This is a genomic window from Prevotella pectinovora, assembly GCF_041323955.1.
Lineage (GTDB): Bacteria > Bacteroidota > Bacteroidia > Bacteroidales > Bacteroidaceae > Prevotella > Prevotella pectinovora.
Genome location: NZ_JBGLIV010000001.1, coordinates 1,372,725 through 1,399,678 on the forward strand (window position 1 = coordinate 1,372,725; position 26,954 = coordinate 1,399,678).

Sequence of the window (26,954 nt, forward strand, 5' to 3'; positions counted from 1 at the left end):
TAAATCGGTCATTGGGGATTGTTTGGATCTTGATGTTTTAGAAGAGTGGATTTTTGTTTGGCTTTTGTGAATTTTAGCAATCGGGGGAATCATCACATTTTAGCTACATTCCTGGGAAAAAACAAGGAGAAAAAGCTTTCAGACGAGGGAAAACAAAGAAAAACCGAAATAAATCTCAAAAAAACACTCAAAAATTTTGCAGATTCAAAAAAGTTCCATACCTTTGCACTCGCAATTCAGAAATATGGCTCCGTAGCTCAACTGAATAGAGCATCTGACTACGGATCAGAAGGTTACAGGTTTGAATCCTGTCGGAGTCACTAAGAATTAAAAATCAAGAGGTGTTTACGCAAGTAAATGCCTCTTTTTCGTTTATCACTACCAACACACCCTACCCCAACAACATCTCAATTGTCTCAATTGTCTCAATGTCTCAACGTCTCATAAAATGAATAATAATTGTAATAAAAAAAAGATAATATATTGATATATAACAACTTAGACAAAAATAACCAATTCCACTTGAGACAATGAGACAGTGAGACAATTGAGACAATTTTGTAAAGCTTTTTCTAATGACTATACATCTCCGACAAGTTGGATACGACAGAGCTCCTTCCCTGTTCTTGAAAATAATATAGCTATAATGACAAAAGAGATCGTTAATGTGGACCTCAAGGAGATGGCAAGAAAAGAGGGAAAAGAGAGTAAAACTCTTTACAAAATTGTACCACTTGTCCCACTTGTCCCAATGTCCCATTGTCCCATATAACGAAAAATAAATGTAATAAAAAAGATAATATATTGATATATAATAACTTAGACAAAAATACCATTTCCTGTTGGGACAATGGGACAATGGGACAAGTGGGACAATTTTGTAAAGCTTTTTCTAACAGCTATACATTCTCCTATAAGTTGGATGTGGCAGACATCCATCCCCAGCCCAAGAAAATCATGCAGCTACACGACGACGTGGTGAACCGCGACAAGATGCTGACCGGAACGCTGAACATCGTTTCGGGACTTATCGGCAGCACGGGAAACTGACGGACAGGAGGAAAGCGGCGACTGAAGAGACAGAAACCAATAGTTTACTGACTGCAAACACTCATATTGACATGAAAAACCGACCGGATCAGAAACAAAGAACTACACAAAAAGAACACCATGAAACGCAATAAAAAAAATGAAGTCCCCACATATTGGCGGATATCCGGAAAACAGGAATCCAAACCAAAGACCTGTTCTCGCACAAGATAGAGAGTGTAAGTATTTGCACATTTCAATAATTATAATTATCTTTGCATAAGATAAACTGCGGCTCTGGATAAGAAATGAATACATTCATTTCATTCTCCTCTCGCCTTGTATTATCTTTGCATAAGATAAACTGCGGCTCTGGATAAGAAATGAATACATTCATTTCGTTCTCCTCTCGCCTTGCATTATCTTTGCATAAGATAAGCTGCACCATATACCACACGCAAACACTATGACTACAATAAAATAACAACAAAAGACGCGTCACCTCAATATGGCCGAACACTACAAGCCAGACACAGCTGAGAACGACGTTGGTCTAAAACAATAAATAAAACAGATAACTTAACCCCCAAGAAACAAAACGATGGAAGAAATACTGAAATATTTCACCTACCTCACAGACAAGCAGAAGCAGCAGTTCGCAGCTCTCTTCGACCTGTATAAAGACTGGAACGAGAAAATCAACGTAATCTCGCGAAAAGACATAGACAACCTGTATCTGCACCACGTGCTGCACTCGCTGGCAATAGCAAAGGCGGTATCGTTCAGACCGGGCACCAGGATTCTCGACTTCGGCACAGGAGGCGGATTCCCAGGCATACCGCTGGCGATACTGTTCCCGGAAACGCAATTCAAGATGATTGACGGAACGGGAAAGAAGATACGCGTGGTGAACGAAGTGGCAACGGCTATAGGACTGGAAAACGTGGAAGCCGTGCATCTCAGAGGTGAAGAGGAGAAAGGAAAATACGACTTCGTGGTGAGCCGTGCCGTGATGCCGCTGCCCGACCTCATGAAAATCGTGAAGAAGAACGTCGGCAAAGAGCAACGCAACTCTCTGCCCAACGGAGTGATATGTCTGAAAGGCGGCAACGTGGAAGGCGAAATGCGCCCTTTCAAGAAGATTGCAGAAGCTACAGAGATAACAAACTGGTTTGACGAGGATTGGTTCAAGGAAAAATTCGTTATCTACGTGCCGGTGGGATAGACATTGGGATTGAAGGTCAGGAAACTGAAACAGGCAGAAAGGAGACTTATGGAAGAGACTGACTTCAATGCAACCGCCATCAGAAGAAGAACCATTTAAACAGGAATCAAGATGCTGAACATACAGAGATTTGAATGCAACATGTTCCAAGAGAACTGCTACGTGGTGAGCGACGACACCAAGGAGTGTGTCATCATAGACTGCGGAGCGCTACACCCCGAGGAACGCAAGGCGATGGAAAGATACATCAGCGACAACGGGCTGACACCTAAAAGGCTGGTCAGCACACACGGACACATAGACCACAACTTCGGCAACAGATTCGCGGAAGACACCTATGGGCTGAAACCGGAAGTGAGCATACACGACAGCCAGCTGATCGAGAACCTTCCGGCACAGGCAAGCGCATTGATAGGAATGACGTATCGCGAAGAGCCTGCGGAAGTGAAAAACTACTTCGACGAAGGAGAAGTGATAAAGTTTGGCAACCACGCCCTCGACGTGATCTCCACACCAGGCCACTCGCCGGGGTCGGTAGTGCTGTATTCAAAGGACGAGAATGTGGCTTTCACCGGCGACACGCTGTTCAGACTCAGCATCGGCAGGACTGACTTCCAGCTGGGCAGCTACCAGGACATGATGAAGAGCCTGAAAAAACTCAGTTCGCTGCTGCCTGCCGACTGCATCATACTGCCCGGACACGGAGAACAGACGACCATGGGATTTGAAACCGCACACAACCCATACTTCAAATAACCCGGCATGAAGACTATGGCTTCAGAAAAGATAATACTCGGCATTGACCCCGGAACCAACGTGATGGGCTACGGACTTCTGAAGGTGGCGGGCAACAAGGCTTCGATGATGGCAATGGGAGTGATCGACATGCGGAAGGAAAGCGACCCATACCTGAGACTCGGAAGGATATTCGAACGGGTGACGGGGATAATAGACGAGTTCCTGCCCGACGAGATGGCCATCGAAGCACCTTTCTTCGGAAAGAACGTGCAGTCGATGCTGAAGCTCGGCAGAGCACAAGGAGTGGCGATAGCGGCAGCAATACACCACAGCGTGCCGATACACGAATACGCACCGCTGAAAATCAAGATGGCAATAACCGGACAAGGACAGGCATCAAAGGAGCAAGTGGCGGGAATGCTCTTCAGGCTGCTGGGAATAAAGGAGAAAGACAAAGTGCCGTTTATGGATGCCACGGATGCTCTGGCTGCCGCATACTGCCACTTCCTGCAGGCTGGAAGACCGGAAACGGGAGTGAACTACCGGGGATGGAAGGACTTCATAAACAAAAACCGCAGCAGAGTGAGCCAGCTGACGGGCAATGCCGGCAACACGACAGACAGATTGCCCCAAACGGTGAAAAAAACAATAACGGAAACAAAACATCAAAACAAATAAATAGCATGAAAAGAATGATCATCATACTGCTGATGGCTCTCACCATGACACAGGGAGCATACAGCCAGAAAGTATACAAGGAAATAATGAAGCTCTCGCAGGACGTGGCTAACGACGAATCGAAGGATCTGCAGACACGCAAGGTGGCGACATTCAAAGTGGACGCTCTCGTGTATATGGCAATGAAGATGAACGAGGTGATGCCTGACAGCACCGTCAAGACCCTGGACTATGAAGCTTACGCCATGTACGACTTCGTGAACCTCTATATAAAGAAACTGGGAGAGGCGAAAAACAAAAAGGCAAAGGCTGAAGTGGGAGAACTCTTCAAGACGGCATCTCTGCAGAATCCACGCTTCAACGACATGGACCTCGACCTCGTGGAGGCATACATCAGGACCGAAGGCTACATCACGAAATTCTCGCTCGACACCTACTGGACAAAAGCCCTGGAACAGGCAAGAACGGAACTGAGAGCAAAAGGACTGTGAAAACAAAGCTGATTATTTTGCAGATATAGCGAAATTCAGTAACTTTGTATTTAGATTAAAATAGGTAACAAAAGACAATAAGAATCATGGCAAATTCAGAAGAAATAAAGAGCGAGGAGAAAAAGAGCCTCAGCTTCGTGGAACAGTTGGTCGAGAAAGACCTCGAAGAAGGAAAGAACGCCAAAAGAATACAAACACGTTTCCCACCAGAGCCTAACGGATATCTGCACATAGGACACGCCAAAGCCATCTGCATGGACTTCGGTGTGGCAGAGAAATACAACGGAGTGTGCAACCTGCGCTTCGACGACACTAACCCAAGCAAAGAGGACACGGAATACGTGGACTCTATCCTGAACGACATACAGTGGCTCGGATTCAAATGGGGAAACATATATTACGCCTCTGACTATTTCCAGAAACTATGGGACTTCGCCGTATGGATGATTGAAAACGGAAAGGCATACATAGACGAACAGACAAGCGAGCAGATTGCCGAGCAGAAAGGCACGCCGACACAGGCTGGAGTGGAGTCGCCATACAGAAACAGACCTGTGGAGGAAAGCCTGGAACTGTTCAACAAGATGAACACCCCGGAGGCTGTGGAGGGTTCGATGGTTTTGCGCGCAAAGCTCGACATGGCAAACCCGAACATGCACTTCCGCGACCCTATCATGTATAGAATCATACAGACGCCTCACCACCGCACAGGAACGAAATGGCATGCTTATCCGATGTATGACTTCGCACACGGACAGAGCGACTATTTCGAAGGCGTGACACACTCTATCTGTACACTGGAGTTCGTGCCTCATCGTCCACTCTACGACAAGTTCATCGACGAACTTAAGGTCTACGAGGGAGAGGGAGACAACATCCATGATTTCCGCCCCAGACAGATAGAGTTCAACCGACTCAACCTGACATACACGGTGATGAGCAAGAGAAAACTGCATGCGCTGGTTGACGAGCATCTCGTTGACGGATGGGACGACCCACGTATGCCTACCCTCTGCGGAATGCGCCGACGCGGATACTCACCAGAGAGCGTGCGCAAGTTTATCGACAGCATCGGATACACCAAGTTTGACGCACTGAACGACATGGCGCTGCTCGAAGCTGCCGTGCGCGAAGACCTCAACGCAAAGGCTACACGAGTGTCGGCTGTGCTGAATCCCGTGAAACTCGTCATCACCAACTATCCTGAAGACATGACTGAAGAGATGGAGGCAATCAACAACCCTGAGAACGAGGCAGACGGAAAGCACTACATCACATTCAGCCGCAACCTGTGGATAGAACGCGAAGACTTCATGGAAGACGCACCGAAGAAATTCTTCCGTATGACTCCCGGCAAGGAAGTGAGACTGAAAAACGCCTATATCGTGAAGTGTACTGGATGCACGAAGGACGAAGAAGGAAACATCATAGAAATACAGGCTGAATACGATCCTACGAGCAAGAGCGGAATGGAGGGAGCAAACAGAAAGGTGAAGGGCACACTCCACTGGGTAAGCGTGGACCACTGCAAGAAGGCAGAGGTGAGAGAATACGACCGTCTGTTCAAAATAGAGAACCCTTCTGCCGAAGAATGCGACTTCAGGGATCTCATCAACGAGGACTCTCTGAAGATAAGGACAAACTGTTATGTTGAGGACTTTGCGGCTGAGAAGAAAGCCGGAGAGTATCTGCAGTTCCAGAGAATCGGTTATTTCATGGCCGACAAGAACTCTACAGCCGACCACCTTGTGTTCAACAAGACTGTGGGTCTGAAAGACACCTGGGCCAAAATGGCAGACAAGAAATAATGGCAGGAAGCATAGACAATTATTATAATTCTGAAGAATTCAAAACCAACCTTAACCTCTACGAAACAAGCAAGAGGGAAGGTAAAAGTTGCATACTCGGCTCCGAGGAGTTGGCCGACATCGCGGAATATTATTTCGAGAAAGGCAAGCTGGCTGACGCAAAGGAGACTGCCGAGTATGCAGCTTCTTTATACCCCGACGCCACGGCTCCAAAGATCGTGCTCGCCAGATATTATATAATGGTGAAGAAAGACAAGGAGAAAGCAAAGGAATGTATAGAGAAAATCACAGAATGCAACGACCTTAACTATGCTCTGCTCATCGCCGAATATTATATCTTCACGGAGAAGAAAGAGAAGGCGATAATGGCGCTTGACAAGGCTCTGACGTATCTTGAAGACGAAGACCTGCTTGACCTGCCTGCTGAAGCCTGCAACCTGCTGCTTGACTACGGTATGACGAAGCAGGCGAAGCACTATCTGGAACTGGACAGAGACAAAAGCAGCAATGACTATCTCAGAATGAAGGCTCGCATGGCTTTCGCTGAAAGGAAATACGAAGAGGGAGCGGAGATAATGGAGAGGCTGATAGACAAAGACCCCTTCAACACAGGACTTTGGAAAATCCTCGCCATAGAACAGAACAATTTCGACAAGTACTCAAATGCTGCTACAAGCATAGAATATGCTCTCGCCATCGATGACAAGGATGCCGAGGCGTATATGATACTGGGCAACGCTTTCTTCAAGATGTGCAATTATCAGAAAGCTCTTGAAGCGTATCGGAAGAGTGCGGAAATCGTAGACTCAGAACAGAGCGACATGATGATGGCGAGATGTTATTTCTGCATGCAGGATATGGACAAGACTCTTGCCTACCTGAAAAGCGCAGAAACGAAATGCACAGAAGAAACTGCCAACAAGATTGACATCTGCAGAGATTTCGCCATCACTTACGGATGGATGGGGAACAACGAATTGGCATTCAAATATCTGGAGAAGCTTAAGGAATATGGAAAACTTGACGCTGAAACGTATCTCGTGGAAGGTAGCATCCTGCTGGGCATGAACAGGTTTGAAGATGCAAACATAGCATTCTACAATGGCTATAAGTTGACAAACAACCCAACTGAATATACATTCCAGATTGCCGTGTCTCTGTATGAGCACAGCATGGACCAATATGCGTATATGTTTCTCAAGAGAGTGTTTGAAAAGGATCCTGAAAGGACACGCGGACTGGCTTACCTTGCGGCATGCAGCAACTATCTGGGTATGGGAGATGAATTTATAGGATACTTGAAAGACGCGGTAGACAAGAATCCAGAAGAGGCAAAAGCTGTATTGGCAGACTTCTTTCCAAAAGGTATGGAGCCTTACGACTATGTGGAATATGCAAAGAAGCACAGCAGAGGCATAAACGAGGAAACTGACAAAAACGACAATGACAGTCAGAAATAAGAACTACCGGCTGTCATTGTCATCATGACTGAGTGACGGTGAAATCATACCAAGTTATTCTTTTACCGTCACTAAACTGTAACCTAATGGCCGATTGGGATTGTTTCATTTTCTAATCCCAATGACCGATTGAGGACTTTTAATATTGATTGGGTTTATTTCAGTTCTTCAAAATCCCCACTATTTCTTCAAACTTCTTTCCCATGTTAAGATTGAGATAGATGTTGTATAGGGCTGCTGCCCATTTGTCTTTCTGGTCGGGAGCAAGTTCGCGGTATCGCTCCATATACGGCAAGGAGCACTTATAATATTTCTTCATCTGAGATTTGCCTTCAGCCTTGAAAGCCATGTTCATATAGGCTACACCGGCATTATAATAGGCATCGGCAAGGGTGTCGTTGCGGGCAATCAGACTGTCGCAGACGGACACGCATTTCCCGTATTCACCCATATTCAGCAGCAGATTGCTCTTGGCATAAAGAAAGAGTGTATTCAGGCTATCTGCCATCAAGGCTTTGTCAACTACAACGTTTGCCGAATCTATCTGATTCTTTCCGTTATAGAAGTCTACAAGACGGGTGAAGAAAAACTCGTTTTGAGGATATTCATCAAAGCCTGTTTTAAGGGATTCCCTGTATAATACGGTATCTTTCTTCTCGCTATAGATATTTGCCAAGAACTGCAAGGTCTTTTCCCTGCCGGGTTTATAGTCGAGAGCGGAAGACGAATACTTAAGGGCAAGTTCCGAATTGCCGAGTTTCACTCCACAATATGTTGCAAGATAGGCCGCAGAGAGCTCTGAAGGCGATGTCATGCTCAATTTATTGTTTGAGAACAATGGCTGGTTGACGCAGTCGAGAAATGCGTCGAAGAGATTGAAAGCTGACTTGTAATTCTGCTTGGACAAGAAGAACACGCCTCCGTTATAAAGATTCTTGCGATACACGCTCAGATATTCAGCATTACGCTTCCTGTATTTTATCGCCACCCTTCCTTTGTGGTCGGGTCGGGCATCAACGCTGTCCATAGACTCATAAGCCTGGAACATGCGAAGCTCTATGTTGAATAGAGAAGCCGTGTCGAATTTCTGTTTGAGATAGAGTTGCTCGTTGGCCTGTTCATATTGCAGACGGATAGCTTCTGTAAGAGTGTGCCATATCTTGATATTGGCATGATTTGCAGAGTCGGCAAGCAGTTTCCTCATACTCGCTTCTGCCTTGTCCAGATTCTTACCTGTCTTGACGTAAGTCTGTGCCTGAGAGATTTCCTTCTTCTGAGCGAAGGCAAATGAATGGAAAAGGCTGATTATAGATAAAATTACAAGCAAACGTTTCATTATCCCACTAACATAAAAAAAATTAATCTACCCTAAAAGTAAATACCTGAAATATATGTAAAATTGAATATGCCGGTAAAAAAGAAGTATATAAAAAGAGAAGGGAGTACCAAAACCGGAACTAAAAGTAAGTATAGAGTGTTTGTCTGGAACCACACACAAAAAGCCACAACTTATATTGTCACAATTCTGGTACGCCCTTTAAATATACTATTGATCAGAGATTACTTGGTCAGAGCCTCTGCCTCCTTGGTCTTAGGATCTTCATCGCCCAAAGTGCGATACAGACAAGTATAGAGAGAATAAGCCCAGCTGGTCTTGTATTCCATGTTCTTGTCCATGTCCTTTGCCTTTGTCAGATAGTCAATGGCCTGGTTGTAAACGCCGACGATCACATCCTCTGCAGACTTAGGGATTCTACCGTTGGTCTTGGCAGAAATCTGCTCTGCCTTCTCCTGAGCGAGGAACATGTAGCAGTTACCTACAGAAGCTGTTACAGGGATATTGTCAGGCATGATCTCGAGAGCCTTCTTCAGGTCGTTGATAGCCTCCTGCCATTTACGCTCGTTCATATAAGACTGGCCTCTCATTGCCACAGCAGCGAAGTTCTTTGGATTTGCTGCAAGAGCGTTGTCGATGAGCTTGTTGAAATCGTCTTTCTTGCCCTGAGAAAGGAGAAGACCTGTGAGAGTGCTGAATACTGCCTGGTTGTTAGGGAACTTGGCATAAAGGTCCTCCAACTTCTTCTGGGCAGCAATAGAGTCAGCCTTGGTCTTCATGGTGTTCTGAAGAGCGTTGAGCTTCAGGTTCATTGCGTCATTGGCATAAGTAGAGTCATTCAGAGCTGCGTCAGAATATCTCTCAGCACGATCAAACTCTTGTGCATAGAAAGAAGAGAGTGCTGCAAAATAAGCGATCTGAGGTCCGAACTGGTCTGGCTGACCTGTTGCGAAGAGCTTCTCAGAGTTTGTATCAACATACATACCGAATGCTCTTGAAGCACCCTTGTAGTCTTTCTCGTTGTAACGAGCCTCTCCCTCTGATACGAGAGAAGCGCGAACTGGAGCAAGGCGAGTACCGTTCTTGGCGAACTTAGGTTTTACCTTACCCTTCTCGTTAGGCATGTTGTCATACTTGTCACACTCCAAAGCAGCCTGGATGGCAGCCTCGGCAGCATCATACATGGCTGCAGGGTCAGCCTTTGTCACCTGCTCCTTCAGGAACTTGTCCAAAGCGAGGTCAACGACCTTATTATATGCCTTGGCCTTGTTCTCATTAGAGAGAGAAGCCTCACCAGCCTTAATCATGTTAAGGGCCTCTTTGTAGTCGTTAGCACCGAGGATAGTCTTGATATCCTGTGCAGACATTGACACACTGCAAAGTGTAGCCAACGCAAAAACCATAAGTTTTTTCATTTTCATTATTGTTTAAGATTATAGTTATTCGTTATTCACATCATTGTTATCGGCAACAGAATCACTTTCCTCTATATGGTCACCGTCTTCAAACTGTGTGGCTGGAGCGGAAGTGGAATCCTGGTTTATCCTTTCGTTTGTAGCAACCATCTGTTTGCGACTCTCATCTTCGACAACAGCCTCAAGCTCTGAGCTCATCACTTTGCATACGCTGGCAATGACGTCATTTTTCTTCGTGAGGTTTATCAGTCTTACACCCTGTGTGGCACGTCCCATCACACGGCATTCCTTCACAGACAGACGGATCACGATTCCACTCTTGTTGATGATCATGAGATCATTCTCGTCTGTCACTACCTTAATGGCAACAAGGCGTCCTGTCTTCTCTGTAATTCCAAGAGTCTTCACTCCCTTGCCACCACGGTTGGTTACGCGATAGTCCTCAACAAGACTACGCTTGCCGTAGCCATTCTCGCTCACAACCATTATGGTTTCCTCGTCAGGCTTGTTGACTACAACCATTCCTACAACTTCGTCGTCTCCACCGTCGAGACGCATTCCGCGTACACCGGTAGATACACGACCCATTGCACGAACGGCATTCTCATCGAAACGCACAGCCCTACCGTTACGGTTTGCAAGCACCAGTTCATTGTGTCCGTTGGTAAGTCTTACTCCTACCACCTCGTCACCTTCCTGAATGTTGATGGCTATGACACCGTTTGCTCTCGGACGGCTATAGGCCTCAAGCAAGGTCTTCTTGATAAGTCCGTTCTTTGTGGCGAACACTACATAATGGCTGTTGATGAACTCCTCGTTGTCGAGACCGCGCAGACGCAAGAATGCATTGACGCTGTCGTCGCTTTCGATATTGAGGAGGTTCTGTATCGCTCTGCCCTTGCTGCTCTTGTTTCCTTCCGGAATCTCGTAGCACTTCAGCCAGTAGCAACGTCCCTTCTTGGTGAAGAACATCATGGTGTTGTGCATTGTGGCTGGATAGATGAACTCTGTGAAGTCCTGCTCTCTGCTATGGGCTCCCTTGCTACCCACTCCACCTCTTGACTGCTCTCTGAACTCGCTCAGAGGAGTTCTCTTGATATAACCAAGATGACTGATAGTGATAACTACAGGATCGTTAGGATAGAAGTCCTCAGGATTGAATTCCTCACTTGAATATTTTATCTCTGTGCGTCGTTCGTCTCCATACTTCTCCTTCACTTCCTGAAGCTCGTCTTTCATTACCTTCTTGCAAAGTTCAGGATCGTTGAGGATAGACTGCAGATAATTGATCTGACGCTCCAACTCCTCATATTCGGCATGCAACTGCTCAAGACGCAGACTAGTGAGCTGGCTGAGACGCATATCAACGATTGCCTTAGACTGCAACTCATCGAGCTCAAAGCGCTTTTCCAAATTGCGCTGTGCGTCTGACGGAGTCTTGGATGCACGGATGATGTGTACCACCTCGTCGATGTTGTCACAGGCGATGATAAGGCCTTCAAGGATATGTGCCCTTTCCTGGGCTTTCTTCAAGTCAAACTTAGTACGACGAATTGTAACGTCATGTCTATGTTCAACAAAATGATGAACGCATTCCTTGAGAGTAAGCAGACGTGGACGACCTTTAACCAAAGCGATGCAATTCACTGAGAATGAGCTCTGCAGAGCCGTCATCTTGAAGAGTTTATTCAAGATAACATTTGCGTTGGCATCCTTCTTCACGTCAATGACGATACGCATACCCTGACGACCAGACTCATCATTGGCATTGCTTATACCATCGAGTTTTCCTTCTTTGACGAGATCGGCGATATATGTAATAAGCTGAGCCTTATTCACGCCATAAGGTATTTCCGTAATGACAATTTTGTCATGCGAATCACCACTCTCAATCTCAGCCTTCGCACGCATGACAATGCGTCCCCTACCAGTTTCGTAGGCATCTTTCACTCCCTGTATACCATATATATAAGCACCTGTAGGGAAATCCGGAGCCTTGATATAACGCATCAGTCCGTCAACATCGATTTCTGGATTATCGATATATGCGCAACATCCGTCAATGACTTCACCGAGATTATGGGTCGGAATATTTGTCGCCATACCTACCGCAATACCGTTTCCGCCATTTACAAGCAGGTTTGGAATCTTTGTTGGCATGACTGTCGGCTCAACGAGCGAATCATCGAAGTTGTTCGTCATGTCAACCGTATCCTTGTTAAGGTCATCCATGATGTGCTCTCCCATCTTTGAGAGTCGGCACTCCGTATAACGCATGGCAGCAGCAGAATCGCCATCCACGCTACCAAAGTTTCCCTGACCATCAACGAGTGTGTAACGCATGTTCCAGTCTTGCGCCATCCTGACAAGGGCTCCATAAACAGAACTGTCACCATGTGGGTGATACTTACCAAGCACCTCACCGACAACGCGAGCACATTTTTTATAAGGCTTGTCACTTGTATTGCCAATACCCATCATTCCATAGAGTATTCTTCTGTGCACAGGCTTGAAACCGTCGCGCACATCAGGCAACGCACGGGCAACAATCACCGACATAGAATAGTCGATGTATGAGGATTTCATCTCCTCCTCAATGTTAATCTTGAGAATTCTGTCTTGATCAATAGTGTTGTTACTATCCATTAGTTAATCTGTTAATTTTCTTAAATTCCCGTTTTAAGGGCATTTCCTTGCGTTTTAAGCGCATTTTACAATTTGGGTGCTAAGTTACAACAAATTATCCAACTGCCCTAATATTTAACACAAAAAAGATTCTGCAAAATATTTTCAACTTACATTTACCGCTCCTGCCAAAGAACTAGGAATAGGAACAAAGGAGAAAACTGAGGCATACAAACTCAAAATAATTACACACCGAGGGCAAGATGTGCAGATTTTTAAACCATTTTAAACAATAAACACACAAAAGCAATTAGAATTTTGTAATTTTTAGCTTTAAATTTTGTGCAAATAATATTTTTTAGTAAATTTGCAATATCAAAGAAACAATAGGAAGAGAATTTATAGTGAGAAGATTCATATACATAATAATATTCATTTGTATTCAGATAGCATTTTGCTCATGCGAATATAAGTTCAAGGCTTTCGACTTCTTGTATAGCGAACCGCAGAAAATTGAAATCTGCCGCTACGACAGGTTGGAAAGTCAATACCTCACCACGAGCGACTTTTCTGCCCTTCAGCAGATGAACACCGACTACCCGATGGAGACAAGAACACTCATTGAGGATATGCTCAAGCTGGGCGAAGTAAACGACCCCGAGATAAACAAGATATTTCTGACTTTTTATCAAGACTCTACACTACAGACACTTATAAGCGATGCAGAATCACAGTATGCTAACGTTGACGACTTGAACGACCAGTTCAATAAGGCATTCACGAACCTGCAGAAGATTTATCCTAAAATTGTGATTCCAAGGATATACATGCAGATTGGCGCCCTTGACCAAAGCATCATTATCGGCAACAGCACGATAGGAATCTCCATAGACAAATATCTCGGAGAAGATTATCCTCTTTACAGGAAATACTATCCGGAAACGCAGCGCAAAACTATGAACAGAAAGAACATTGTGCCTGATGCCATCTGCTTCTATCTGATGAGCATCCACCAGATGCCCAACTTCGACAAAAGACCTCAAATAGAGCGAGATATACATCTGGGGAAAATAATGTGGCTCTGCAATAAGGTCTTGGAAGAAAAGGCTTTCGACACTAAATTTGTCAAGGCTACCGAAAAGTATATGCGGTGCCATCCAAAGACAGACATTACCAAATTCATCCAAGACAACGATTTTTCCGTAATCATTAAACACATGTAGCAGAAAGTGGAAACAAGCCTTAACACAACAAGCCCAAATGGTTGATCCGGATTACAGAGCGTCTCCCTGGCGAATGTCATTCTCTCGAAGATATTTATTCAATTTATCTGTAAACTCATAGTTCTTCAGCCCCCAGTCTGGAGCAAGAAGCATTCCCTTTGGCGATTGGGAAACGAAACGCTCAATGACAATCGAAGGACGTAGATTGCGGATATACTCTGAGATTGTGCGAATATATTCGTCAACCGAGAAGACATGAAAAGGTTTTCTCTCATAATCCTCAGCCAACCGTGTTCCTCTAACGACCTGTAGCTGATGGATTTTCAGAATGTCGAGAGATGTTGCAGATATCTTTTTAGCCTGAGCTATAATGTCGGAGGCAGACTCTCCAGGCAGCCCCACAATAACGTGCCCACCGGTGACAATTCCCCTTTTTGAAGTTTCTTCTATAGCATGGACAGAGCAACCGAAATCATGACCGCGGTTTATTCTCAACAATGTGGAATCCTCTGTGCTTTCTATCCCATACTCTACCGTGAGGAAAGTCTGACGATTCAATGACTCCAGATAATCCAGAATCTCGTCGTTGATACAGTCGGGACGGGTTCCTATAATAAGTCCCACAACATCATCACACGCCAAAGCCTCCTCGTATTTCCTACGCAAGATGTCAACACCAGCATATGTATTGCTATAAGCCTGGAAATAAGCAAGATACTTCATGTCTGGATATTTGTGCGAAAAAAACTGTTTACCCTTCTCTATCTGGTCTGTAATACTCTGTTCCCTGTCACAATAGGCAGGATTGAATGAACGGTTGTCGCAGAAGCAACAACCTCCCCTACCAACCTTTCCATCTCTGTTAGGACAGGAAAAACCGGCATCCACGGAAATTTTCTGAACCCTGAACGGGAATTTCCTTCTTATCCACTCGCTATAAGAATTATAATTCGGCATATAATATTTATATATAAGTTGGCATATTCTATTATTACTGGTAAGTCAGGGAAATACCTGATGCCGGCAATACGTTTTATTCGTAGCCCCATCAAATATCACCAAGACAGAAGCCATCCAACTGTCGTCGGGATTAAACACATAGCATCAACAGTTTCTGATAAAATGTGAATGCAAAGATACAATTAAAAATTGATAATCTATGGACTAAAGAATGGTTAAAGCCCTACAAACCGTACTATTCACACAATATGCAAATCCTCAACACCGGGTAACAACCCATTTGGGTTAAATTGTGTTTAATCATGAGTACTAATTGCAATATAATTGCTAATTTTGCAATAGATATAGAAATACTATAAAAACAGATAAATTTAATTATGAGAAAATTGTTCCTAATGTGCGCAGCTTTATTGATTAGCGCTACAACTGCTTTGGCTGGCAACGACTTGTCACTCAAGGACATCACGTCCGGCAAGTTCGCCCCCAAAGGAATTGGAAGCATCACGGCTCTCGACGACGGAGAGACCTATGCCCAGGTTAGCAAAGACGGCAAGAAGGTGGTGAGATACTCCTTCCGCACCGGCAAACAAACCGACGTGCTGTTTGACGTGAACAACACCATCGGTCAGAAAATAGAGTCTTTCGAAGACTATATTATGAGTCCTGACGGTACAAAGATGCTTATCCAGACGAATTCACACAAGATTTACAGACGTTCTTTCACAGCCGACTTCTACATCTACACCATCGCAAGCCGCAAGCTTGAGAAGCTGTCTGACAACGGAGCACAGCAGACACCAGTCTGGTCACCAGACGGAAAGCAGATTGCTTTCGTGCGTGACAACAACATCTTCCTTGTAAAACTGCTCTACGACAACGCCGAGAGCCAGGTGACGAAAGACGGCAAGAAGAACGAACTCATCAACGGTATTCCAGATTGGGTGAACGAGGAGGAGTTCGGATTCAACACGGCCATGACTTTCAATGGCGACGGCAGCATGATATGCTGGATAAAGTATGACGAGAAGGACGTACGTGAATACTCTCTGCAGATGTTCAAGGGGGAATATCCTGAACACAAGGAATATGCCACATACCCTGGTCTCTACTCATACAAATATCCTAAGGCTGGAGAGAAGAACTCTACGGTGGCAGTATACAGTTACGACATCAAGTCGCATCAGACAAGGAAATTGCAGGTACCACTCGACGCTGACGGATACATTCCACGCATCGTAGCTACTAAAGATGCCGAGAAAATCATCGTCTATACATTCAACCGCCATCAGAGCGACCTCCGCCTATATGCCGTAAATCCAAGAAGCACAGTAGCAAAGATGCTCATCCAGGAGAAGAACGCCAAATATGTTCAGGAGGAGGCCATGGCAAACATCAAGATTACCGACAGCCATATCTTGCTGCCAAGCGACCGCGACGGCTTCATGCAGCTGTATCTCTACAGCATCAACGGCAGTCTGGTGAAAAAAATCACTACTGGCAAACATGACGTGACCGATGTTTACGGCTACGACGAAAAGACCGGCAACACCTATTATCAGGCTGCAGGCAAGGATCCGATGAACCGCGAAGTATATGTAACGGCAAAGAACGGCAAGACCGAATGTCTGACAAAACGCGACGGATGGAGCTCTGCATCTTTCAGCAAGGGCTTCAAGTATTTCGTGAACATCTGGAGCGACAGAAACACTCCTTTCGAATACTCAATGTGTGACAAGAACGGAAAGCGCATCGCAATGGTGAATGACAACAGCGAGCTGAAAACCAAGCTCAAGGAATACAACCTTCCACAGAAGGAGTTCTTCACCTTCACGACATCCGAGGGAGTAAAGCTAAACGGCATCATGGTAAAGCCACACAATTTTGACGCTTCAAAGAAATATCCTGTCATCATGTGGCAGTATAGTGGTCCTGGCAGTCAGCAGGTTAAAAACTCATGGGCAGTAGGTTCAATGGGCAACGGATGTCTCTATGACGGATATCTCGCTGACAGAGGTTTCATCCTGGTTTGCGTTGACGGACGCGGCACTGGCGGAAGAGGAGAAGAATTCATGAAGTGCACATATCTCAAGCTTGGCGACCTTGAGTCGAAAGACCAGGTGGAAACAGCCCTCTATCTTGGCACTCTGCCATACGTAGACAAAAACAACATCGGCATCTGGGGATGGAGCTTCGGTGGCTTCAACACTCTCATGAGCATGAGCGAGGGAAGAAACGTATTCAAGGCAGGTGTTTCAGTAGCACCTCCAACAGACTGGCGTTTCTACGACACCGTATACACAGAGCGCTATATGCGTACTCCTCAGGAGAACCCTGCAGGTTACGACACCAACCCGATCAAGAGAGCGGCTGGTCTCAGCGGCAGCCTCCTTATCTGTCATGGCCTTGCAGACGACAACGTGCATCCACAGAACGCATATGAATACACGGAGGCTCTTATTCAGGCAGACAAGGATTTCCGCATGAACATCTACACCAACCGCAACCACAGCATCTATGGTGGCAACACTCGCAACCACCTGCTCAGACAGATTGCAGACTTCTTTGTTGAAAAGATGAAGTAAGCTTCTGACACACCTGATTTGGAATAAAAGAACCAAACGAATATAAAAGAATAATGGCGGTTTCCCCAACAAGACATAAAGTCTAAAGGGAAACCGCCATTATTAATTTATCAAAAAGGACACTACAAAGAGCAATTTATAGCTACAAAATGCATTTTATACTACAATGAACAATTCTTATAGCTACAAAAAGCAAGACTTTTAGCTATAACAAAGAACAACGCCCATACCAACATGCACCAACTGGTTATCCTCAACCTACTGTCAGAACATATATTTGAGCATAAGATCATGTCGTTGTTATTATTCCACGATACCTATTTCACTCCACCCACGAAGCAAATTTTCACAGTCTGCCTTTGCCACTTCAGCATCAACATCATACTTTTCCAAAAGTAAAGAAGCCATCATATCGGCATCAAACTCCTTGTCTCCCAAAGCCTCCCAAATGAAGGCCGAAGTCTCGTTCATACTTATGATATTGCTGAAGTCTATGTTCTCTTTACCCTCAGCCACGACAATCTGCTCTCCACAGACGTCACGAAGATTAAATCCAGGTTTCTTACGCATATTTTTCAATTGATATTTTCGGTTTTAACAATCCTGCGATAAGCAGCAAGTATGTAGCGACGCACTATGAGAGGCGTCAGTCTTGTCCACAGAAACGAATATAGACACCATTTCAGGCCATTGGTCTTGTCGATATGTTCCCTGCCTTTGCGGTAGAATCCTATTGCCTCCGCCCTTACGTCAGAGAGCTTGCAGCGTTCGGTACCGATATTTCCGTCGCCACGAAGTACCACATTCTCTCCTTTTATGCTCACAATCCTATGCAATACGAAATAATTCTCGCCTATTTCTGCCAGCACGGGCATTCCCACTTTAGGGTCTCTCGCCCGAATGAGCAATGCCTTGTCACGGTTGTCTTCAAGAAAGGGCCGCATACTATATCCTCTCAGTGGCAAGGTCACGGTATGTCCTTCCTCCAGAAGACTTATAACCTCTGGAATAAGTTCTGAATTTGAAAACAATTTCTCTTCTCTCTTCTTCATAAGATTATGTATTATCTGAACAGGCTCAAGTTCATTCATGGTCAATCATCGAGTGACAGACCTCTGCCGACTCTCTGTCTGGCAGACAATGCAACGTATATAATTCGGAAAATCTTATCACGTCAGAAATACAGTTGCAGACATTGTCAAAAACCCTCTTGTCCCATCTCATAGTGGAACACGAAGGTAGGAATGAAGCAAAAGCCGCCACCGTAGGCAGTTTTTCCACCCAGTTTCTCTCGCAGCGTTCAATACGAGTTACTGCTGCCAGAGGCGCTTTCACATCACGATAGCATGGCGTCTTACCACTCCACGGAGTTCCATAAACAAACACTTCTTCGCCGATGACTCTCACCACAGGATTATCATCGTTCATAAGGTCACAGTCTGGTATATACCTCAGCCAGTTGCTCACCTGAGTGCTCTTTCCCGTTCCGCTTTGGGCTATGAAAGCATAGCCACGTCCGTTGTGTCTCACCAGCGAGGCATGAATCATCAAAGCCTTCTGAAAACTTGCAGCAAACGAGAAAGCCATCATCACGGCATTGTTGAGCGCATACTGCCTCATGAAGAAATCACCGTTCAGCGCACAGCGACAATCGTTGAAGTCTGCGTTTGTCTGTAGCAGGCAGCAAGCCCTGCCTTCAAGATCCTTTATTATATACTGATAACTGGAATCCGGGAAGCGGTCTACTATTACATTGCCATTCCCCGTATCGAAATCTCCAATACGTTCCCTGTTTTCTTTTTTAGGCTGCAGTTTATCGTCTACATAAAGACGCAGCAACAAAGACTCCTCCTTACACATCCTACCAATGACAAAGGGTGTGAAAGAAGGAATCAGACTTGTTCCATCGGTATAATCCTCCGAGAAACTTATTTCAATAGGGAATTCCGCTATTCGATAGAGCATTTCGAATTATTTCAATTATAAAATAAAGACAGGGCCCTGCATCCATTCTCAATGCGCCATCACTACACGCTGATAGGCGAACTCTTCAGCGGGTATCTGCTTTACGATGAGTTTGTTCTTACCAGCCAGCCGCTGCTTCATAGAGCTCAATGATTTCTCTGCCTCTTTGCGAGACTTGGCATTTACTGTTACACAAGTAGCATGCTGAATACCTTTGCCGCCCATGAATTCACGTAGCTGATAAGAATACTCCTGTTTGTTTGCCAGAATGCCTGTTTTTCCTACAGTCGTTACAGAGTCAAGCTGCTGAATGACAGTTACATAAGCCGTAGAATCGTTGAACGATGTTGCCACACCAAACACATAAGTAGTCTTGACTCCCTTTCCCTTGGCAGCATAAGCCAGTTGTACTGTCGTCAAAAGCAGTACAGCCATAAGTGCCACATATTTTAAAGATCTCATTATTCTGTTATTCGTATTGTTTCTATTTCGTTTTTTTTATATACTCATTTATCCATTTCAGAAATCACCCGGACCCTGGTCTCCATCATTCAGTAGCACCGGACTTTCATATCGTTTCCACCTATGGAATTTCGATACGCCAAGCCTACAGACGCCTTTCCCTTGTCTGTAGGCTATCAGCTACCGAGGAAGGATTTCAGCTGTTTGTTCTGAGTGGAATGGCGTAGTCGGCGTATTGCCTTTTCCTTAATCTGCCTTACGCGTTCTCTTGTCAGTCCATACAGCACTCCGATTTCCTCAAGCGTCTTTTCCGGTTGGTCTATTCCGAAGAAAGCCTCTATGACTTTGCGCTCTCTTTCGTTCAGGGCCTGCAACGCTCTTTTTATCTCCTCGCGCAGGGATTCCATCACGAGCTCATTGTCAGGATCCGGCGAGTCGGAGTTAGCCATTATGTCAATAAGGCTTCCTTCCTCACCTTCTTTTATTGGCGAGTCAACGGACACGTGTCTTCCGTTAATTTTCATAGCTTCGCGTATCTTGTCCTCCGGCAGGTCTGTCTGCTCTGCGAGTTCGTCAACGCTAGCCCTTCTTTCGTATTGCTGTTCAAATTTGTTCTGCGCCTTGTTAGCCTTGTTCACGGTTCCCACCACATTCAGTGGCAGTCTCACTATCCTGCTCTGCTCTGCAATAGCCTGCAGAATGCTTTGCCTTATCCACCACACGGCGTATGATATGAACTTGAAGCCTCTTGTCTCATCAAATTTCTCAGCAGCCTTTATGAGTCCGAGATTCCCTTCGTTGATAAGGTCAGGAAGACTGAGACCCTGGTTCTGATACTGTTTAGCGACTGAGACAACGAATCTGAGGTTTGCCTTTGTGAGGCGTTCAAGTGCCTTCCGGTCACCTTTTTTTATCCGCTGCGCCAATTCCACCTCTTCGTCTACGGTCAGCAGTTCTTCGTGTCCGATTTCCTGCAGGTACTTGTCAAGCGAAAGGTCCTCGCGGTTTGTAATGGATGATGTGATTTTCAGTTGTCTCATAGAAAAAAGTTTTAACTAATTTACCAAATGCAAATATAATATTATTTATTCTAACGACAAAAGATTATATTCTTTTTTTTCAAATACCTATGAATATGAAGTCAAAACAGCCTGTTTTGAATAAAAAAAGCACAAACAAACTGCCTTTATGTAGGTAGTTTGCCTGTGCCATTGATATTTTTATCGTTATTCAGTCGAAAGATTTTACTGTTTGTCAAGCATCACAGCGAAGTAAGCCTTCTTTCCTGTTGGCGAAAATCCCTTGAGGATAAGCACAGGATCTTTGCTTGTAGAAGCGTCCTTGACTGCCTTCTGCAGGTCGTTGAGAGTCTTCATCGGTGTGTCGTTAGCCTGCTGGATTACGAAGCCTTTATAAACTGCCGCATCCTTGAGCGCTCCGCCGGTAACCTTTGTCACTACCAATCCGTAGCTGATGTTCAGATCTTTCTTCTCCTGTTCTGTCACCGGGCGGAATGTTCCACCGAGAACATCCAGGTCAGCGTCTTTCACGATGTTCGTGTTGCCCTGCTCGTTCTTGAGAGTGATAGTAGCGGTCTTTTTCTGCTTCTTGCGCAGATATGTCACGGTCACCTTGTCGCCAGGGCGCTTGTTTGTGATATATTCCTGGAATTCGCTCATCTTGACCACCTTCTTGCCATCTACGGCTATGATCACGTCGCCTTCCTTGATTCCGGCCTCGGCTGCAGAGCCGTCCTCATCCACCTTGGCTACATATACTCCCTCCATGGTTCCGAGGTCTACCTCCTTGCCCTGTTCTTTCTGCGAGTCGAAATACTTGTTCACGTCGATAGCTGAAACTCCGAGCACACCACGCTGCACAACTCCGTATTTCTTCAGGTCAGCCACTACTTTGTTCATGATAGTGGTAGGGATGGCAAATCCATAGCCGCTATAGCTTCCGGTCTGTGAGTAAAGCATGGCATTGATACCCACGAGCTCCCCACGTGTGTTTACCAATGCTCCGCCGGAGTTTCCAGAGTTGATGGCAGCGTCGGTCTGAATGAACGACTCTATGCCGTTGGCTCCGAGCGACCGCGCCTTGGCGCTTACGATTCCTGCTGTAACTGTGGAGTTAAGGTTGAAAGGATTTCCCACTGCAAGCACCCACTCTCCCACTTTCAGCTTGTCGCTGTCGCCGATAGGCATGGCTGGGAGGTTTGTGGCACTGATTTTTATAAGTGCGAGGTCTGTAGTCTTGTCCGTACCGATGATGCGGGCAGAATATTCTTTGTTGTCGTTGAGCGTCACGGTTAGTTCGTCAGCTCCATCCACCACGTGGTTGTTGGTCACGATATATCCGTCGGTAGATATGATGACTCCTGAACCGGAACCCTCTCTCTTTGGAGTCTGCACTTTTCTCTTCTGCGTGCCACCATTCCCAGGGTTTCCAAAGAAGCCAAATGGGTCGAAGAAGTCTCCGAAGGGATCAGACTGCACATCAACGGTCTGCACTTTGCTATTCTGCAAGAAACGAATATGCACCACAGATGGCAGAGCCTTCTCTGCTGCGTAAGTCAGGTCAACTGGTTGACTTGGAACTGCATTGACGCCCGCAAAAGCTGCTGTTGGCGTCGCAATGGTCAATGTAAGTGACATTGCAGCCATCGCAATTCGATTAGATAGTTTTTTCATTTCAAAATATCTTTATTGTTACACATTTCAGTTTGGTTTTCGGAGTGCAAATATAGACGCAACAAATGTAAAACTGCCATAATGTCTCATACTTTTCTTCTCTTTTAACAATCAATCTGTAAGCGTTAACGGCTCTTAGCGTGACATGTTCGTTTTTTTACTTTTGTTTAACCCATACGTTATAATGGCATATTGAGGTAAGCGTGAATCTCTCATCAGGCTAAACGGAAGAACGTCTAAAGCTAAATGACAGGAATGAGGTTACGGAATAAAAGAAATCCATCCGCCCGATGCAGCCTACGGATACATAGCCTACATGAGCGGATGGACCGGAATGTTATTTGTTTATATTGTGCTTTTATGCCAATAAATTTCTGTGAGGAATTTTATTCTTGCTTATGAAACTTTGTTGAGTTTCTTGATGATAGAGAAGATGAAGAGTGCCGAAACGAGACAGATGCCTGCAAGAACTCCCCATATAGTCACGAGGTTGAAGTTCATGCCCCACATGATGCCAGGCACCATAACGAGCTGGTTTCCGATAGCAGTAGCACCGAACCAGAGACCCATCATCAAACCTGCATATTTTGGAGGAGCAACCTTCGACACGAACGAGATACCGATTGGCGAAAGAAGGAGCTCTGCAAATGTCAGAATGAGATAAGTAGAGATGAGCACGTTTGCGCTTACTCGTGCGCCTTCCGTAGCTGCGTTGCCCTGTGTGAGCGGAAGTTCAAGACCCATTGAGCATACTGCCATCCACACGAATCCGAGAGCTGCAACGAGCATACCGAGACCGATTTTCTCTGGTGATGTTGGTTCTTTGCCCTTCTTGTTGAGCCATGAGAAGAGAGCCACGCTTACTGGTGTAAGAGCCACCACATAGCAAGGGTTGAACTGCTGGAAGATAGGAGCCTCAATGTCTACGTGGCTGTCGAGTGTGGTATACTTGTAGAAGAGGAAAGCTATGGCAGCGAGGATAACTCCGAATGCGATGCCCTTGCCCTTGCCGGTCTTGCTCTGTGCAAGAGCGAAGCTTCCGTAAACCACAAAGATACAAGCCACGAGGTTTGTCACGTCGAACGCCATAGACTGCAGACCTTCAGAAGTCTTCTGTGTGAAGTCACGTGCGAAGAGTGTCAGCGTGTTTCCGTTCTGATGGAACGCCATCCAGAAGAAGATAACGACTGCGAAGACGAGACACAGACAAACGATGCGCTCCTTTGTCTCAGCCTGAGAGAGTTCCTTGACTTCTGCCTTTGCTGCCGGATCATCCGACTTGGCCTTTGTCTCGTTTGCAAGAACGTGCTTGTATGTAGAGCTGAAAGCATAATAGATTGCTATACTGAGGATGAGCGAAGCACAAGCCACGGCGAAAGCGAAGTGGTAAGAATCAGCCTCAGAAACGCCCAGACTCATCTGCGCCCACTTCATGATCTTGATGGCAGCAGTAGGTGCAAACATAGCGCCGATGTTGATTGCCATATAGAAAAGTGAGAAACCGGAGTCGCGGTTGCTGGCAAACTGTGGCTCGTCGTAAAGACGACCTACCATTACCTGTAGGTTTCCTTTGAACAGACCTGTTCCCAATGCGATGAGGATGAGGGAGATTCCCATGGCAGCAATTGCCACGCTGTCTTTGCCGAGAGGTAGTGAGAGCACGAGATATCCGATGAACATGATGAAGATACCTGTGGTTACCATTTTTCCGAATCCGAACTTGTCGGCAGCTATACCTCCGATAATCGGGAGGAAGTAGACCATCATCAGGAATGTTGAGTAGATGGTACTTGCCACTCCGGTCTGGAATCCGAAGTTGGCCTGCAAATAGAGTAAGAACACGGCGAGCATAGTGTAGTATCCGAAACGCTCACCTGTGTTTGCCAAGGCTAATGCCCACAAACCTTTTGGTTGATTTTCAAACATAATTGTGTTTTTTTTATAGTTAATAGTTAATAATGTTTCTTGGTTAACCTTTCCGCCCGGCTGCTTCCCGTCGTCTGAGCTGTTTTACCGTTGTTTAGGCAGCCTTACCGCCACCTCGACAGCATTCTGCCGCTTCTGCAGTCTTGCGTCGCGACCGAACGGCTATCTGCTTCACTTCGTGAGGTCGAAGAGGTAAGTGAGCTTCACTACGATGTTTCCGAAGTTCGACTTTCCGAAGTAGTCTTTTTTCGAGTCTCCGTAGATGTTGCCGAGTCCGTAATAGTATCTTCCTTCCAGCTGAAGGTGTCCCGCCTTGGGGTGCGAGTATTCCATTCCGAGTCCGGCAGCTATTCCATAGTCGAATTTATTTTCCACGGGCATGGTCTCCTGCGCCACCGTCCTGTTTGCACGGTCTTGCAGATTAGGTGCCGAGAGGTCGTAGCTTGCTTCTGTCGACTCGCTGAGCCAGATCCCCACCTGTGGTCCTGCCTGGAAGAAGAACTGCATTCCTTTCTTTTCCTTTCCCCATGCCAGATGTGCGAACACGGGAATTTGTATATAGTTTATGGTGCGCGAGTATTCCTCTGCCGCTCCTGTCTGCGGGTTTATCACGGGAGAATCGTTGAGGTCGAGTATGTCTTCCTTCCACCCTATCTTGGCGTAGTTTACTTCTGCCTGCACCGAGCAGATGGTGTTGAAATATTTCTCACACACATAGCGGAATGCTAATCCTCCCATCATTCCGCCATACATTTTCTGGTTTACCTTTGGCGTGAATCCAACGTTGCTCATCACGTATCCTCCTCCGGCTCCTATGCTGAACACGCTTCGATGCTCTCCCACCTGTGCCATTGTGCCTACGGGGATCAGCAGCGTCATAAAAAGTGCCACGGCGAGAATTCTTGTCATTCTGTTCATCTGTCTTTTTGTCCTTTTGCCGTCGCCACGGCTTGTGGCGGCGTGTCAATAATTGATTATGGATATTGAGTGGTTCGTGTTGTAGTGAACGAAGCTCAGCGCCACGTTCTGCATTCCTGCTGCCAGGCTTCCCGCCTTCTTGAAATGCAGCTGAGTCTGCAGCACATTGCTGTCGGCCTCTGTCCCGAGGAACTGTCTGCCCTTCTTGCTTATTCCTCTGATGAAGAAGAGAGCGTGGTCGTGTCCTGTTATAGCGAACCGTGGCTGGTAATCCATCAGGCTCTGGTCGAATTTCAGTCTGTATTCCCTCTCGAATGCCTGTGTGGATGATGAGAGTGGGTTATAATAGAAATGTGTGGGTATGTATGTGTCATACTTGCAGAACTTGTCGAGATTGTATTTTGCATACATAAGCCAGTCTGTATATCCGAAGAGTGAGATTTTCACTCCAGGCTGGTCCATCTTCAGCTGGTCGAGCTTTGCTATCACTGTGTTCAGCTCGGGCGAGCGTCCTGTGTTGAGCACAACCACGTTTGGTTTCTGCCTGCTGAATGCCTTGCTGAAATATTCCCCGCTGTTTGAGAGGTTTGTGATGCTGCATGTCATTCCCTTTTCTGCGAGCGCCATTCTGAGCGCCATGGTGAATACTCCCTTGTCGCTCTTGGCGTCGTTGCAGTCCACCACCACCACGTGTGACCCTTGGAAGCGCTCGATGAAATACTTCACCGTCTGCTGTGCGAAGAACTGCGGCGACTGGTATACCTGGAACACGTTCGGGTTTTTCTCCACCTCGTTTCCTGTTATGGAGAATGGTATCACCATCTTTATGCCGTGCTGCTTGGCGAAAGCCGCCAGCGGCGCAACCTGTGCGGAGTATAGCGGACCGAAAATCACGTCACACCTGTCGGCACCCTCCTTGGCGAGTGTCTGGCTGATGTTGGCGTCGATGGGCACGTTCCATGCCATGACTTCCACGTTCTGCCCGGCCTTCTTCAGCTCGTCGCATCCCATGAGGAATCCTCTGTAGTATTCTATCATGCGCCTTCCATCGCCGTCCACGTTGTGAAGCGGCAGCATAATGCCCACCCTCACTGTCTTGTCGTCCTTTGCCTTCTGCGAAGCGGCAGGTTTCTGCGTGGCTTCAGGCTTCTGCCCGTCGGGATATGGTATGAAGATATAGTCGCCTTTCTTCAGTTCGTAGCCCACCGCATTCATGTCGGGGTTGGCTTTTATGAGCTGGTCCACGGTGATTTCATACCTACGCGCGATCCCGAAGAGGGTTTCCCCTTTCTTAACTTTATGCATCTCGCGGTAGTTCTGCTGCTGCGCCTCTGCCACGACGGCAAAGAGCAACATAACCAGCAACATGGAAAATCTGAACAAACTTTTCATTTTATTTTCAAATCATTTATTTGGGCAC

At 46.0% G+C, this 26,954-nt stretch carries 22 protein-coding genes and 1 tRNA gene; 10 read left to right on the plus strand and 13 right to left on the minus strand.

The window, feature by feature from the left end; translation table 11 throughout:
- Positions 1 to 246 precede the first annotated feature (246 nt).
- From ACDC99_RS05430 to ACDC99_RS05465, 8 genes are all read left to right on the plus strand, one after another.
- Positions 247 to 320, plus strand: a tRNA-Arg gene (locus ACDC99_RS05430).
- A 547-nt stretch (positions 321 to 867) separates the two neighbouring features.
- Entirely contained in the window at positions 868 to 1,050 is a 183-nt protein-coding gene (locus ACDC99_RS05435) for a hypothetical protein (protein WP_370756104.1), read from the plus strand.
- A 580-nt stretch (positions 1,051 to 1,630) separates the two neighbouring features.
- Positions 1,631 to 2,254 carry a 16S rRNA (guanine(527)-N(7))-methyltransferase RsmG gene (gene rsmG, locus ACDC99_RS05440; RefSeq protein ID WP_042517117.1) on the plus strand — a complete coding sequence of 208 codons (624 nt, stop codon included), beginning with the start codon at positions 1,631 to 1,633 and terminating at the stop codon, positions 2,252 to 2,254.
- Positions 2,255 to 2,365: 111 nt separating this feature from the next.
- The gene (locus ACDC99_RS05445) at positions 2,366 to 3,010 is read left to right on the plus strand and encodes an MBL fold metallo-hydrolase (RefSeq protein ID WP_022317003.1); all 645 of its coding nucleotides are present in this window, start codon (positions 2,366 to 2,368) and stop codon (positions 3,008 to 3,010) included.
- Positions 3,011 to 3,016: 6 nt separating this feature from the next.
- Complete coding sequence (gene ruvC, locus ACDC99_RS05450) at positions 3,017 to 3,670, plus strand: crossover junction endodeoxyribonuclease RuvC (protein ID WP_330071820.1); 654 nt, start codon at positions 3,017 to 3,019, stop codon at positions 3,668 to 3,670.
- 5 nt (positions 3,671 to 3,675) lie between these two features.
- Entirely contained in the window at positions 3,676 to 4,161 is a 486-nt protein-coding gene (locus ACDC99_RS05455; protein ID WP_044064413.1) for a hypothetical protein, read from the plus strand.
- 86 nt (positions 4,162 to 4,247) lie between these two features.
- Positions 4,248 to 5,969, plus strand: a complete 1,722-nt coding sequence (locus ACDC99_RS05460) for a glutamine--tRNA ligase/YqeY domain fusion protein (protein WP_022317000.1) — start codon at positions 4,248 to 4,250, stop codon at positions 5,967 to 5,969.
- Positions 5,969 to 7,429 (plus strand): tetratricopeptide repeat protein, encoded by a 1,461-nt coding sequence (locus ACDC99_RS05465; RefSeq protein WP_044064414.1) that lies wholly within the window; start codon positions 5,969 to 5,971, stop codon positions 7,427 to 7,429. Before ACDC99_RS05460 ends, ACDC99_RS05465 begins: the two co-directional genes overlap by 1 nt.
- A 160-nt stretch (positions 7,430 to 7,589) precedes the next feature.
- Here ACDC99_RS05465 and ACDC99_RS05470 read toward each other — a convergent pair whose 3' ends face one another.
- The 3 genes from ACDC99_RS05470 to gyrA all read right to left on the minus strand — a co-directional run bounded on the left by ACDC99_RS05470 (position 7,590) and on the right by gyrA (position 12,826).
- Complete coding sequence (locus tag ACDC99_RS05470) at positions 7,590 to 8,756, minus strand: tetratricopeptide repeat protein (protein ID WP_330071822.1); 1,167 nt, start codon at positions 8,754 to 8,756, stop codon at positions 7,590 to 7,592.
- A gap of 233 nt (positions 8,757 to 8,989) precedes the next feature.
- Entirely contained in the window at positions 8,990 to 10,180 is a 1,191-nt protein-coding gene (locus ACDC99_RS05475) for a tetratricopeptide repeat protein (RefSeq protein WP_330071823.1), read from the minus strand.
- Between the two features lie 24 nt (positions 10,181 to 10,204).
- Positions 10,205 to 12,826 (minus strand): DNA gyrase subunit A, encoded by a 2,622-nt coding sequence (gene gyrA, locus ACDC99_RS05480; RefSeq protein ID WP_287072570.1) that lies wholly within the window; start codon positions 12,824 to 12,826, stop codon positions 10,205 to 10,207.
- 383 nt (positions 12,827 to 13,209) lie between these two features.
- On the opposite strand from gyrA, the gene ACDC99_RS05485 reads away from it, so the two are divergent.
- Positions 13,210 to 14,028 (plus strand): gliding motility protein GldB-related protein, encoded by an 819-nt coding sequence (locus tag ACDC99_RS05485; protein ID WP_042517131.1) that lies wholly within the window; start codon positions 13,210 to 13,212, stop codon positions 14,026 to 14,028.
- A gap of 51 nt (positions 14,029 to 14,079) precedes the next feature.
- Here ACDC99_RS05485 and mnmL read toward each other — a convergent pair whose 3' ends face one another.
- Positions 14,080 to 14,985, minus strand: a complete 906-nt coding sequence (mnmL, locus tag ACDC99_RS05490; protein WP_370756109.1) for a tRNA modification radical SAM protein MnmL/YtqA — start codon at positions 14,983 to 14,985, stop codon at positions 14,080 to 14,082.
- A gap of 380 nt (positions 14,986 to 15,365) precedes the next feature.
- Here mnmL and ACDC99_RS05495 point away from each other — a divergent pair, with 380 nt between their 5' ends.
- A complete protein-coding gene (locus tag ACDC99_RS05495) occupies positions 15,366 to 17,570 on the plus strand; it encodes a S9 family peptidase (protein WP_288767933.1) in 2,205 nt (734 codons plus the stop codon).
- 303 nt (positions 17,571 to 17,873) lie between these two features.
- Here the strand turns inward: ACDC99_RS05495 and ACDC99_RS05500 are convergent, their stop codons facing one another.
- The 9 genes from ACDC99_RS05500 to ACDC99_RS05540 form a co-directional block, all read right to left on the minus strand.
- On the minus strand, positions 17,874 to 18,140 hold the full coding sequence (locus tag ACDC99_RS05500) for a PqqD family protein (protein ID WP_042517138.1): 267 nt from the start codon (positions 18,138 to 18,140) through the stop codon (positions 17,874 to 17,876).
- 5 nt (positions 18,141 to 18,145) lie between these two features.
- On the minus strand, positions 18,146 to 18,622 hold the full coding sequence (locus tag ACDC99_RS05505; protein WP_022315944.1) for a S24/S26 family peptidase: 477 nt from the start codon (positions 18,620 to 18,622) through the stop codon (positions 18,146 to 18,148).
- Between the two features lie 31 nt (positions 18,623 to 18,653).
- Positions 18,654 to 19,535: a hypothetical protein gene (locus ACDC99_RS05510; protein WP_022315945.1), complete on the minus strand. Its 882-nt coding sequence runs from the start codon at positions 19,533 to 19,535 to the stop codon at positions 18,654 to 18,656.
- Between the two features lie 48 nt (positions 19,536 to 19,583).
- Positions 19,584 to 19,997 carry a hypothetical protein gene (locus ACDC99_RS05515; protein WP_022315946.1) on the minus strand — a complete coding sequence of 138 codons (414 nt, stop codon included), beginning with the start codon at positions 19,995 to 19,997 and terminating at the stop codon, positions 19,584 to 19,586.
- 176 nt (positions 19,998 to 20,173) lie between these two features.
- A complete protein-coding gene (locus ACDC99_RS05520; RefSeq protein WP_022315947.1) occupies positions 20,174 to 21,037 on the minus strand; it encodes a sigma-70 family RNA polymerase sigma factor in 864 nt (287 codons plus the stop codon).
- 204 nt (positions 21,038 to 21,241) lie between these two features.
- Positions 21,242 to 22,690: a Do family serine endopeptidase gene (locus tag ACDC99_RS05525; protein ID WP_370756113.1), complete on the minus strand. Its 1,449-nt coding sequence runs from the start codon at positions 22,688 to 22,690 to the stop codon at positions 21,242 to 21,244.
- A gap of 396 nt (positions 22,691 to 23,086) precedes the next feature.
- Positions 23,087 to 24,616, minus strand: a complete 1,530-nt coding sequence (locus tag ACDC99_RS05530; protein ID WP_022315950.1) for a peptide MFS transporter — start codon at positions 24,614 to 24,616, stop codon at positions 23,087 to 23,089.
- Between the two features lie 171 nt (positions 24,617 to 24,787).
- Positions 24,788 to 25,534: a porin family protein gene (locus ACDC99_RS05535; protein WP_022315951.1), complete on the minus strand. Its 747-nt coding sequence runs from the start codon at positions 25,532 to 25,534 to the stop codon at positions 24,788 to 24,790.
- Positions 25,535 to 25,579: 45 nt separating this feature from the next.
- Entirely contained in the window at positions 25,580 to 26,926 is a 1,347-nt protein-coding gene (locus ACDC99_RS05540) for an ABC transporter substrate-binding protein (RefSeq protein WP_370756115.1), read from the minus strand.
- Between the last annotated feature and the right edge of the window lie 28 nt (positions 26,927 to 26,954).